Here is a 13839-nt window from a genome sequence, read left to right as displayed (position 1 = left end):
TGCGCGAACTCGCCCACAGTCGCGGTTCCTCGCTGTTCATGGTGATGCACGCCGCCCTCGCTGCCGTCCTGGGACGCCTCAGCGGCAGCGACGACGTCGTGATCGGCACCCCCGTCGCGGGCCGGGGCGGTCGGTGGGGAGATCGAGTCGGTCGGGGGCGTCGGCGAGGGTTTCCCGCCAGAACCGCAGCTGGGTGGACAGCAGCGATTCGGGGTCGTCGGCGGCGCCCAGTACTTCCCGCTGCCACAGTGCGTAATCGGCGTATTGGACGGGCAGGGGCTGCCAGTCGGGTGCGTTCCCACCGACCCGGGCCGCATAGGCGGTGACGACATCGCGGGCCAGTGGGCCCATGGATTGCCCGTCGCCTGCGATGTGGTGGACGACGAGGGCGAGCAGGTATTCGCCGGTGCCCAGGTCGAAAAGTCCGATGCGGAGAGGGACCTCTGTCGTGACGTCGAATCCGTTGCGCACGAACGTATTCACCGTTTCGGCCAGGGTGGTGGTGTCGACGGAAATGGTGTGCAAGGCGGGTGCGGGTTCGGCCAGGACCAGCTGACGAGGTTCACCCGCGGTCTCGGGATAGACGGTGCGCAGTACTTCATGGCGGGCGATGACGTCGTTGAGGGCGCGGTGCAAGGCGTCGGTGTCGAGTTCGCCGGTGAGGCGCAGCATGACCGGGATGTTGTACGCGGCGGATTCCGGTTCGAACCGGTTGAGGAACCACATGCGCTGCTGGGCCAGTGACAGCGGCAGGGGTTCCGGGTGCGGGCGGGCGGTGAGCGGGATCCGTTCGCCGGTGCGCAGAGTGGTGGTGTGGCGGGCGAGGGCGGCGACGGTGGGGGCCTCGAACAGGGCACGGACCGGTACCCGGACGCCGAGTGCGGCACCGACCCGGGCCACCACCAGCGAGGCGCTGAGTGAATCGCCGCCGAGGGCGAAGAAGTCGTCGTCGGCGCCGACCCGATGCACCCCGAGGACCTGTGCGAAGGCGGCGGCGACGAGTTCTTCCGGCCAGGAGGCGGGAGCACGGTATTCGCGGGCGGCGAATACGGGTTCGGGCAGGCGGTCGCGGTCGAGTTTGCCGTGGGCGGTGAGCGGTACGTCGTCCAGGATCATGATGGCGGCGGGCACCATGTAGGTGGGCAGCGCGTCGGAGAGGGCGGCGGTCAGGGTCGCTACCGAGACCTCCTCCCCGGGTGCCGGCACTACATAGGACACCAGGCGTGCCGGTCCCCCGTGGTCGGTGTGCGCGAGGGTGGTCGCGAAGGAGATGTCGGCGCGGGCCGAGAGTGCGGCGTCGATTTCGCCCAGTTCGACACGTGAGCCACGGACCTTCACCTGGAAGTCGTTGCGCCCCACGAATTCCAGGTCGCCTGCGGCATTGCGGCGGACGAGATCACCGGTTCGGTACATGCGCGTGCCGCCGCTGCCGAACGGGCAGGCGATGAACCGGGCGGCGGTCAAGCCGGGCCGGTCGATATAGCCTTCGGCCAGCCCCGGACCGAACAGATACAGCTCACCTGCCACGCCCTGCGGGACGGGCCGCAGCCAGCTGTCGAGAACGGTGGCGGACACCGGACCGACAGGACGGCCGATACCGATGGGCGCGTCGGCGGACAGTTCGGAAGCGGTTGCCCAGATGGTGGTTTCGCTGGGGCCGTAAAGGTTGAGCATGGTGCGCCCCGGTGCCCACCGTTGGACCAGTTCCCGTCCGACCGGTTCCCCGGCCGTCGCCAGGATCCGCAAGGTGGTGAGGTCGTCGGCGGGGACGGTGGCCAGCGCGGACGGGGTGATCACCGCGTGCGAGACGTGTTCGCGGCGAAGGAGATCGGCGAGTTCACGGCCGCCGTACACGTCCGGTGGTGCGATGACGAGCCGTCCGCCCGATCCGTGTGCCATGAGCAGTTCGAACAGGTTGGCGTCGAAACTGGGGGACGCGACCTGCAGGACCGTGGACTGGTCGTCGACATGCAGCCTCCGGTGTTGTGCCGCGACCAGATCGGTCAGGGCACGGTGGCAGACCAGAACACCTTTGGGGGTGCCGGTGGAACCGGAGGTGTAGATGACGTAGGCACTGAGATCGGGTTGCACACCGGGCCCGGTGAGCGGTTCCGCCGATTCGGCCGCCACCCTGCGGTGAGTGTGGTCGTCGTCGACGATCAGCCAGTCTGTGCCGTCGGGCAGTTTCGGTGCGGTAGCGGTATCGGTGATGCCCAGCGGTGCACCGGAGTCCGACAGCAGGAATTCGATCCGTCCGGCGGGCAGGTTCGGATCGATCGGGAGGAACGCCGTCCCCGCTTTGGCGGCCGCCCACAGGGCCACGACGCCGGTGAGTGAGCGTGGGAGCGCGAGGGCGGTGATCCGGCCGGGCCGGGCGCCGCGGCGCAGCAGGGCGCGAGCGAGGCGGTTGGATTGTTCGTCGAGTTCGCGGTAGGTGAGCGTTGCCGCACCGCACTGTGCGGCAACGGCACCGGGGGTGCGAGCGGCGGTGGTGGTGAGGATGCCCGCCAGGGTGTCCGGGGTGTGGTGGGCGGTGTCCGGGTGGGCAGGTGCCGGTGCGCCGGGAAGTGCGAGCGCACCGAGCCGGGTGGCCGGGTCGCGGGCGATGCGGGTGAGGACGTCCACGAACCGGGTGAGGATGTGGTCGGCGCGGGTGCCGTCGAATTCGTCGGTCAGGAAGCGGAGCGTGATCCGCAGACCCGAGGAACCTTCGGGGGTGGGTGCGACGACCAGACTCAACGGGAACGGGGTGGCATCGACGCCGGAGATCTCGCCGACACGCAGGCCCGCGGAATCGACGAGTCGTTGCAGGGCGGGACGGTCGACGGGGAACGACTGGAATGTGACCGCGGTGTCGAACAATTCGCTGACGCCGACGCTGCGATGGATCTCGGGGAGCCCGATGTAGTGGTGGTCGAGCATGCGGGCGTGCTGGTCCTGGACCCGGGCGAGCAGGTCGCGCAGTGTCTGCGCCGGTTCGAGCCGGACCCGGACCGGGACGGTGTTGAGGAACATGCCGAGGGTGCGTTCGACCTGCGGCAGCTCCGGTGGCCGGCCCGACACCGCCGAGCCGAAGACGACATCGGTGTCGCCGGTGAGGACACGCAGGTTCAGCGCCCAGGCCGCCGCGACGGTGGTGCTGACGGTGACGGCCGCGTCGGCGGCGACATCACGCAGCTCGCGGTACACGTCCGCCGGCAGGTCGGTGATCACCTCGGCCGAGTTGCCTGAGCTGCCTGTCCCCCGTGTCACGCGGGTCGGGGAATCCACGTCCGCGTACTCCCGCGCCCAGGCGGCTTTGGACGCGGCGGGGTCTTGGTGTTGCAGCCAGGTGAGGTAGTCGCGGTAGGAGGGAGCGGGTCCGGTGGTGCCGATTTGTTCTGGTGCACCGTAGTTTTCGAGCAGTTCGCCCATCAGCAGCGGCATCGACCAGCCGTCGAGGATCACGTGGTGATTGGTGACCAGCAGCCGGTGCTCACCGGGTTCGACGCGGATGAGGGTGAACCGGATCAGCGGCGGTGCGGACAGGTCGAAACCGGCTGCGGCGTCGGCGGCGGCGATGTCGGTGGCTGTGCGTGGGTCCTGCCCGCCGGTCAGGTCGATGTCACGGAAGTCGGTGTCGGCGTGGCCGAGCACGATCTGGTGCGGTCCGGCCGCGGTTTCGGCGAAACCGGCGCGCAGGATGTCGTGGCGGTCGATCAGGGCCTGGGTGGCGCGGCGCAGGCGGTCGGTGTCGATCTCGCCAGTGAAGCCGATGGTGGTCTGGACGGTGTAGGTGTCGGCGTCGGCGGTGAAGGTGGAGTGGAAATGGATACCCGATTGCATCGGTGACAGCGGCCAGACTTCGGCCAGGCCCGGATACTGCTGCCGCAGTGCGGTGATCGCGTCATCGTCGAGGGTGACGAGTGGTCCCGAGGTGTCGTCGGTGCCCGTTGCGGAGGTGTCGCGGCGAGCGGTGGCGGCGAGCGCGGCCACCGTTTTCCCTTCGAACACCTCGCGTGGGGTGAGGACGAGCCCAACGGCCCGGGCGAGCGCGACAAGGCGCATGGAGACGATGCTGTCGCCGCCGAGGGTGAAGAAGTTGCTGTCGGCGGACACCTCGTCCAGGTTCAGGACCTGCGCGAACAGGTCCGCCATCGTGCGTTCGGCGGGCGTGGCAGGGGTGCGTCCGGCGGTGTCGGGGGCGGTGAGTTCGTGCTGTCGCAGCGCTTTACGGTCGATCTTGCCGGTGGGGGTGACCGGCATATCGTCGAGTTCCACGATCGTCGTGGGATGCATGTAGTGGGCGAGAGTGCGATCGAGGTGGTCGTGCAGGTGGGTAGTGTCCAGGGGTTGACCGGGTGCGCCGACGACAAACGACACCAGGACCGGTTCACCGGTCGGGCCGGTGCGGGTGACGGTGGCGGCGCTCGCCACGGCGGGATGGCGGGCGAGCTGGGTGTCGATCTCCCCCGGTTCGATGCGCAGGCCGTGGATCTTGACCTGCTGATCGTTACGGCCCAGATATTCCAGTTCGAGCCCGGCGCGCCCGCGAATCCAGCGCACGGAATCGCCTGTGCGATAAAGGCGTTCACCGCTTCCGGAGTTCGGGTCGGCGATGAAACGGGAGGCTGTGGTCGCGGGCCTGCCGAAATAGCCGCGCGCCAGACCGGGCCCACCGACATACAACTCCCCCGCGACTCCGACCGGTACCGGTCGCAACCACATGTCGAGGACCGCGACGGAGACGCCGTGGACGGGTCCACCGATCGTCACCGGTTCACCCGGGTGCAGGGCGGCCGAACCAGTTGCCCAGATCGTGGTTTCGGTCGGTCCGTAATGGTTCATCAGCCGTCGGCCGGGCGCCCACCGCCTCACGGTGTCCGCGCCGGTGGCTTCGCCGACCACCGCGATCGCGGTGAGGTCCGGCACCCGCGCCGGGTCGAGGGTGTTCAGCACCGACGGGGTGATGATGGCGTGGGTGACGTGTGCGGTGCGCAGCAGTTCGGTGAGGTCCGCGCCGCCGTACACCTCCGGTGGTGCGATCAGCAGGCAGGCGCCGTTGCCGTGGGCCAGCAGCAGTTCCGAGACGCTGGCGTCGAAACCCGGTGAGGCGACCTGCAAAACCGTGGAGGTGGAGTCCGCGCCGAAGGCCTCGGTGTGGGCGGCGACGAGGTCGGCCAGACCGCGGTGGGTCACCTGTACCGCTTTCGGGGTGCCGGTCGAACCGGAGGTGAAGATGAGGTAGGCGGTGCTGTCGGGTGACACCGGCCGGGCAAGTGCCGGGGCGCGGTGCGGTGAGTGGGCGTCGTCGAGGGTCAACCAGTCCACGGTGCCGGGCAGATGCGCGGCGACCGGAGCGGTAGTGATCCCCAGACCGGTCCCCGAATCGGCCAGCATCCCGGCGATGCGTTCGCCGGGGTTGGCCGGATCGAGCGGAATGAACGCGGCACCGGTTTCGGAGACCGCCCAGATCGCGACGACCAGGTCGATCGACCTAGGTAGCGCCAGGGCGACGAACGTTTCGGGACGCGCACCGCGAGCGACGAGCTCGGCGGCGAGTTCGCCCGCCCGCCGGCGCAGCTCACGGTAGGTGAGAGTGATGTCGCCGGATCGGACGGCAGCCGCATCGGGATACCCCTGGGCCGTCGCGGCGAGAATCTCGTGGAGGGTTCGTTCGGGCACGGCGGCAGCACCGGTGGCAGGCACCGGTTCGCCCGGTCCCGGGGTGACAGCGGCTGTGCGGGTGGCGGGCTCGGTGACCAGCTGCGTGAGGATCCGTTCGAACCGTGTGAGCAGGGTGGCGGCCTGATCGGTGTCGAACCGGTCGGTGGCGTAGCGCAGGGTGAGCGTGTAGGTGCCTGCGTCGTCGCCGGTGGGGCGCGGCGGGGTGACCTGCAGGCTCAGCGGGAACGGGGTGGCGTCCTGGGCGTCGAGATCGATCAGCCGCAGCCCGGCGGCATCGAGATCGCGGGCCAGACCTTCCCGGTCCAGCGGATAGGACTCGAGCACCGTGACGGTGTCGAACATGTCCGCGATCCCGGTGGCGCGCTGCAGTTCCGCCAAACCGATATGGCGGTGCTCGAGCATCGCGGCCTGCTCGGATTGCACCCGGATCAGCAGATCTCCGACGCTTTCGTGGGGATCGAGCCGCACCCGCACCGGCAGGGTGTTGATGAACAGACCGACCATGTGTTCCACGCCGAGAAGCTGCGGCGGACGGTGCGACACCGTATTGCCGAACACCACATCGGAGCGTCCGGTCAGAGCCGTGAGCAGCAGCGCCCACGCCACCTCGACGGTGGTGCCCGCGGTGACACCGTGGGAGCGGCCGAGATCGAGGACCGCGGCGGCGGTAGCGGTATCGAGGTCGAGCCCGACCTCACCACTGGCCGCACCACCCGTCCGGTCCGGGCGGCCCGAGACCCGGGTGGGGTTGTCCACCCCGTCCAGCATCCGCTGCCAGGCGGCCGTAGCGGCGGCATCGTCCTGGGAGTGCAACCACTGCAGGTAGTCCCGGAACGATCGCGGGGCGGCGAGCTCACCGACGTCGCCGCCGGTGTACAACACGAGGAGCTGGTGGATCAGCAACGGCATCGACCAACCGTCCAGCACGAGATGATGGTCGGTGATCAGCAACCGGTATTCGTCGGCACCGGTGCGCAACAGCTGGAAACGCAGCAGCGGCGGACGGGCGGGATCGAACGGTGCGGTCGCCTCGGTGGTGAGGCGATGGATCTCGCGGTCACGTCCGGCGGCGTCGTGGGCACTGAGATCGGCTTCGCGCCAATCGGCGCGGACACTGTGCAGCACGATCTGGCGGGGACCGTCGGCGGTTTCGACGAAGGCGGTGCGCAGGCTGTCGTGCCGGTCGACCAGGGTTTGGGCGGCTTGGCGCATGCGCTGGGCGTCCACCTCACCGGCCAGGGTCAGCGATGCCTGCACGATGTAGCTGTCGTCGCCGTCGCGGTCGTAGAGGGTGTGGAACAGCAGCCCGGTTTGCAGCGCGGTCAGCGGCCACACATCGGTCATCGCCGGGAATTCCCGCGCCCAACCATCGATATCGGTCTGCGAGACCGTGACCAGCGGGAAATCGGACGGGGTGAAACCGCCTGCGCCGTCGGTGCGCAGATGCGCGGCCAGACTGTGCAGCGCCCGCACCCACAGATCGGCGAACTCGGACACCTCGTCGGCGTCCATGATGCCCGTCGCGTACTCCCAGGTGGCCTCGAGCTCGAGTCCGTCGGGGCCGGGCACCGCGATCGCGTTCACATCCACGATCGCGGGCAACGCCATTCGACGATCGGTGGTCGCGGTGAGCGAGGTGAATTCGGTGGTGGGTGTCCACGCCCCCGAGTGATCGCCGACACCCACCCGCCCCAGATAGTTGAAACTGATCTGGGGCTCCGGCGCGGTCCCGAGCTCGGCACTACCCACGGGGTCGAGGTAACGCAGCATGCCGTAACCGATCCCGTTGTCCGGGACCGCGCGTAATTGTTCCTTCACCTGTTTGATCGCCGACCCCGCAGCGGGGCCGCCGGTGAAGGCATCGTCGAGATCGACACCGGACATGTCGAGCCGGACCGGGAATCGGGTGGTGAACCAGCCGACGGTGCCACTCAGATCCGCACCCGGCACCGCCTGTTCCTCGCGGCCGTGCCCTTCCAGCGAAATCAGCTCCGTCCCCGCGGTGTCACCGCGGCGGGCCCGCCACTGCGCCGCGGCCAAGGCCAGCGCCGCCAGCAGCGGATCATTGGCGCTGCCGTGGAACCGGGCCGGGATGCCGGTGAGGACGGCTTCGGTGATATCCGCGGGAAGACGCAACCGGATCCGGTCGGCGGTGGCCATGACATCGCGTTCGGGGTCCAGTGGCCGTGACCCGAGCAACCGGTTTCCCTCGGCGAGCACAGTTTTCCAGCGTTCCAGTTCCGCCGGGCGTCGGGCGGCGGCCTGTTCGGTCAGGCCGTGGACCCAGCTGCGCACCGAGGTGGTCCCCGTGCCGGGCTGCGGGTCCTCGCCGGTGGACACCTGCAACCAGGTGCGGGCCAGGTCCGTGAGCAGGATCCGCCACGACACCGCGTCGACGGCGAGGTGATGGACCACCAGCCACAGCAGGTCCGGGCCCGCACCGGTGCCGTCCTGGACCCGGACAGCCTGCACAAGGACACCGGCGGCGGGGTCGAGACGGTCGGCAGCGTCCTGTAGGTGCCGGTCGATTTCGGTGGCGTCGCGATGATGCAGCGTCACATGGGTGATGACGGCGTCGGCATCGACGGTTCCGGGGGCAGGCACTTCGAGGCGGTGCTCATCGACGCGCAGAACGGCGCGCAACATGTCGTGACGGTCCAGCAGGGCCTGCAGTGCGCGAGTCAGATGTGCCGGGTCGAGCCGGTCGGGTAGTTCGACGAGGGTGGCCTGCGCGAACCGGTCGTAATGCCCGCGACCGAGCATGGCGTGCACGATCGGTGACAGCGGGATCGGTCCGACGCCACCGCCGGGGAGTTCGCGCAGCTGCGGTGCGCCACCGGCCTCGGCGGCCATGGCGGCCAGGCCCGCGACGGTCTTGTGCTCGAACACATCCTGGGTGGAGAACCCCAGCCCGACGGCTTTCGCACGCGCCACCAGCTGGATCGAGAGGATGCTGTCACCGCCGAGGGCGAAGAAGCTGTCGTCGGCGCCGACCTGTGGGACACCGAGGATCTCGCTGAACAGGCCGGCCATCAGGATCTCACGGTCCGTTTCCGGGTCGCGCCCGACCGGTACCGCCCCGAATTCCGGTTCCGGCAGCGCGGTGCGATCGAGTTTGCCGAACGCGTTCACCGGTAGCTGGTCCAGCGGCACGATCACCGCCGGAACCATGTGCGGCGGCAACGATTCCCGCGCGAACCGTTGCAGCAGCGCGGGATCCACACGGTGATCCTCGACGGGGACGACATAGGAGGCCAGGACGGTGGTGCCGGCATTGTTGTGCACGGGGACGGTCACCGACAGGTCGACATCGGGATGCGCGGTGAGGGCGGCGTCGATCTCGGCCGGTTCGATCCGGTAGCCACGGATCTTCACCTGGAAATCGCTGCGGCCCAACAGTTCCAGCGAAACCCCCGAATCCTCGGTGACCCAGCGGGCCAGATCGCCGGTGCGGTACATTCGCTGCCCCGGATCGCCGTACGGGTCGGCGACGAAACGGGCCGCGGTGTCGGCGAAGCGCCGGTTGTAGCCGCGAGCCAGGCCGGGCCCGGCCAGATACAGTTCGCCTGCCGTGCCGACCGGCACCGGCTGCAGGGCCCGGTCCAGCACCATCGCCGCCACACCGCGGACGGGGCCACCGACGGTGAGGTCGTGGCCGGGGCGGATCCGTGCGCCCGCGGCGGTCACCGTGGCCTCGGTCGGCCCGTATTCGTTGAACATCGCGCAGTGCCGCGACCAACGGTCGATCACATGCGGCGGGCATACGTCACCCCCGACCACCACCACCCGCAGGTCGGTGAGCGGATGCGGGTCGACGGTCGCCAGCATCGCCGGCGTCAACGTCAGATGGGTGACGTGCTCATCGGCCAGCAATCGGGTGAGCCGGTCGCCGCCGATCACCTCCGGCGGCACGACCACCAGCGTGGCCGCGTTCGCGAAACAGGTCAGGAACTGTTCGAAGGAGGCGTCGAAAGCCGGTGAAAGAGCATAGGACACCCGCGATCGCGGGCTCAGCGCGTAGGCGTCGCTGCGGTCGGCGACCAGATTCGCCAGGCCACGGTGGGTGACCTGCACACCCTTGGGCACACCGGTGGAACCGGAAGTGTAGGTGATGTAGGCGAGGTCGCCGACATGCAACGGGCGGACGCGGTCGGCATCGGTGACCGGTTCGTCACCGCTGGCGGCGCAGGCGTCGCGGATCGCGGGATCGTCGAGGACAAGCGCGGGCGCGCTACTCGGCAGCCGGTCCCGTACGGCGTCGAGCGTGACGACCACCCGGGCGCCGCTGTCGGCGATGATGTGCTCGATGCGCTTCGCCGGATAGTCCGGATCGATCTGCACGATCGCGGCCCCGCATTTCGCGACCGCCCACGCCGCGACGACCGACTCGGTTGAACGGCGCAGGGCGATCGCCACCGCTGTCCCCGGCCCGCATCCGCGACCGATCAGGTACCGGGCGAGCCGTGTGGAGCGGGTGTGCAACTCGCGATAGGTCAGTGTCGAGGTGTCGGCGCTGACTGCGGTAGCGGCCGGGTCGTGGTACGCCCCGGCGGTGAGGATATCGGGAAGCAGCCGGTCACCGGCGGTCTCGGGTCCTCGCACGGGGAGCAGCGCGGCCCGTTCCGCCGGTTCCAGCAGCGGCAGGGTGCTGACGGGTTGTTCCGGCCCGCCGGTGAGGAATTCGTCCAGGAACCTCAGGAACCGGGCGTGGTGAGCGGCGAGTTCGTCATCGTTGTAGACGCTCGGGTTGCCCTGGAAATCTATGTGGGTGCTGTCGCGGCCCGCGCCGGGATAGAGGTTGACGAACAGGTCCGAGGTGGGCCCCGAGGTCAGCACATGCAGCCGGCCGACGGTGTCGCCGAGCACGATCTCGTTGCTCACCATCATCAGGTTGATCGCCGGCCCGAACGACGCGGTTTCGTCGCGGGCGATCCCCATATCGCGGAAGATGTCCTCCTGCCGGTACCGCTGCCGCCGCAGCGCGCTGGTCAGCTCGCTCTGCACGGCGGTGATCACCGCACCCGTCCCGTGCCCGGCCACGGGCACCCGCAACGGGACCACATTGGCGACCATCCCGCCGGACCGGCGCAGCACCGCCGAATGGCGACCCGAGACCGGCAGGCTCAGCAACACTTCGTCGCTGCCGGTCATCCGGGCGAGGTAGGCGGCGAACGCGGCGACGATCACCGGGGTGACGCTGGTTCCTCGGTCGGCGACGACCCGGTCGAGCTGTCGCGCGGTGTGGTCGGGCAGGGTCGCGCTGACCAGCGTCGGGTGAATGGTCGGTGTGCCGCCGTGGCCCGCGAGGCCGACGACGGGTGGGGCGCCGTCGAGGTGCTCGGTCCAGTAGTCGCGGTCGTTGTCGAAGCGTGTCGAACCCCGGTAAGCCAGGTCCTGGTCCACGATTTCGCTCAGGTCCTTCGCGGTGGAGGCCGGCGCCGGCTCCCCCGACACCCCCGCGTTGTACAGCTCGACGATCCGCTGCATCATCGTGACCGCGGCGAAACCGTCGAGCACGATATGGTGCGCGCGCTGATACCACAGGTAGTGGTCGTTACCCGTCTGGAAGACAACGCATTTCATCAGCCGGTCGTTGCGCAGATCCAGTGGGGCGGAGTAGTCGCGGACCATGAGGTCGTGTGCGGTGGCCACCGGGTCGTCGTCCCCGCGCAGATCGAGCACCGATACCGGTGAGGGCAGGTCCTCGTCGACGACCTGATACGGCTCACCCTCGACCTCGACCAGGCGCACATGCGCGCACCCGAACTCACGCCCGGCGATTTTGCAGGCGGCGACGAGCCCATCGACGTCGACGGGCCCGTCGATCTCGACATACTGGGCCACCGAAATCGGGGATCGGCGCGCCAGATGCTGCGCGAACCAGATCCCACGCTGCGCCGCGGACAGCGGCAGGGCATTGGGGGGTCGCGGACCGGAACCGTTGCCGTTGCCGTTGTGTGGGTGCGCGCCGTTGCCCGGCGCGGAAACAGGCTGCTCCCAGCTGCTGTCCAGATGGTGCTTCGACTGGGTCATGTGGACCTCCGTGTATTGCGTCATTCCAGGAACAGGCCGACAAATCGGGCCGTCCATGCCCCCATGAACGTGCGTCACCACCGGAAATGAAAAGCGAATTCAGCAAAATGGCGCGGAACATCGACCGCAGAGAATGCGGTGCGCAATTACTCCGGCTTTCGGCAGTGGTGAATTGTGTGGCGAACCTGTAATAAACACCTTCGAATAATTGTTAACGTTTCATGTAAGCGGCTGTCGCTTATGCCCAGGTCCCGGGTCGCGGGCGTGAAACGTGCGGCTGACCCGTCGGCGCGGCAGACGCGCTCGGGCGATCCTCACCCAACGGGCAGCAGGAACGCAGGTCACAGCAGTGTCTCGACCCTTGACAAGCAGGAAGTGAACGGGGGTGGAAGTCATCGGCAGCACCGGATCGCCTGCTGGGACATGGTGTGCCCAAGTCCCAGCGTGTTCCAGCAGGATTCGACGACCACTCTGTCGCCGAACACGCGCTATGGATTCCCCACAACCCCGACAATTGGAGGATTCAACCGTTTCGCCCGATCTGCCGGTTGCGGCATTTTCGGACCGGCGGTTGCCGGGACATTTTCGCGTCCTGGCAACCTGCCCAGAAAGCCATAATAAGCAAGTTTAGACACGCGGCGCAATGGGTACTTACGCCTTCTGCGTTGCGCGCCGAGGTGGCGGTAGTTGAAAGCGCAAGGCAGTGCCCAGGACTCGTGAATATTCGCGTCGGCCGGCGTCGATAAAAGAAGTGGTCGGATCTGCCCGTTACCGATCCGGCCGCCCCGTTGGTCGGCGCCACGACCCAGAGCAGCGGCCTCCGGCTTGTGGCCTCGGTCTCTGGTGCCCTGTGCGGCCAGCACAAACCGGGTGGACTCAGAATGTCCGAGTCAGTACGTGGGGGTGCCAGCGGCAGATGCCCAGGGCGAAGCGGAGGTCGAAACTGTTGGTGTCCAACGTGATTCCGTAGCGGGTGGTGATCTGCTGGATGCGGTACTGGATGGTGTTGCGATGGACGTCGAGGGCGCGGGCGGTGCGCGAGTAGCTGGCGCCCTCGGTGAGGAAGACGTCGAGGGTGTCGCGCAGGAGTTCCTTCTTGGCGCCCGTACCCGCGAGCGGGCCGAGGGTGCGGCGGACGAGGGCGGTTAGTTCGTCGGGATCGTCGGTGAGCAGGGCGAAGGGGGCGACGGCGTCGTAGGCGACGACCGGCGGCGCGGTGTGACCTGCCGACACGGCCAGATCTTTCGCCCGGGCCGCGTTGCGGGTGGAACGGCGGAAACCCGGCAGGCCTTCGCCGAGGGAACCGAGCGCGACGCGCACCGGCAACCCGGAGGCGACGACCTGGGCGGTCAGGTCGTCGATCGCCTGCTCCCCCTCGGTGGGGAACCAGATCCGCAGAGCCCGATCTCCGGTGGAGGCCACCAGGCCACGGCCGACGGTCCGCAGCGCCGACACCACCACCTGACGTGCCTGTTCCAGTGCCCGGGTCGCCTCGACACCCGTGACGGTGGGCGGTGTCCAGATCTCCACGGCGAGATGGCTTCGGTCGAGGCGATATTCGAGTGCTTCCTCGGCCGCGGGCACATCCACGTCGTCGCTGTCGAGGAGCCGAGCGATCCACTGCTGGCGCGCGGCCTGCCTGCTGCTGAGCCAGCGGTCGCGTTCGGCCTCGTAGATCCGGCCCATGGACGAGTTGAGGCGGTCGAGGTAGATGCTGGCGAAGCGCAGGAGTTCGGCGATGCGGGCATTGTGGTCGATCCCCGGGGTAGCCAGGATCAGCCCGATGGCGGCGTCGAGCAGCCGGTACTGGCCGAGGCCGTAGGCGCGCAACAACACGGTCAGCGGCACACCGCGCCGGGCCAGTCGCTGCGCGTAGGCGGCCGCGCCCGGGGGTGGGCCGACGGTCGCGGGGTCGATGTTGTTGGCGAGCACGTACTGCACGGCGGCGATGTTCTCGGCGATGCTCGCCGCGCGCATGTCGCCCAGGTCCGCGGCGATGTCGTCGACAGGGATCATCTGCTCGGTGACGCGGATGAGGTCCTCGGTGATGCCCCCGGTCAGCGGCGCCAGCGCGTGCCCGACCCAGGTGAGGGTTCCGTATGCCGCCACGTGCACGCTCCGTTCGCTGCCCAAATTCCG

The 13839-nt window shown here is 68.7% G+C and carries 2 protein-coding genes; both read right to left on the bottom strand.

The window, feature by feature from the left end; all coding sequences use genetic code 11:
* Positions 1-78 precede the first annotated feature (78 nt).
* A complete protein-coding gene (locus HYG95_RS22300) occupies positions 79-11700 on the bottom strand; it encodes a non-ribosomal peptide synthetase (RefSeq protein WP_181700730.1) in 11622 nt (3873 codons plus the stop codon).
* Positions 11701-12576: 876 nt separating this feature from the next.
* The gene (locus HYG95_RS22295; RefSeq protein WP_181700728.1) at positions 12577-13809 is read right to left on the bottom strand and encodes a helix-turn-helix domain-containing protein; all 1233 of its coding nucleotides are present in this window, start codon (positions 13807-13809) and stop codon (positions 12577-12579) included.
* Between the last annotated feature and the right edge of the window lie 30 nt (positions 13810-13839).

The organism is Nocardia sp. GTS18, assembly GCF_013839555.1.
Lineage (GTDB): Bacteria > Actinomycetota > Actinomycetes > Mycobacteriales > Mycobacteriaceae > Nocardia > Nocardia rosealba.
The sequence above is the reverse complement of the archived record's forward strand: the minus strand, read 5'-3'. Positions and strand labels throughout refer to the sequence as shown.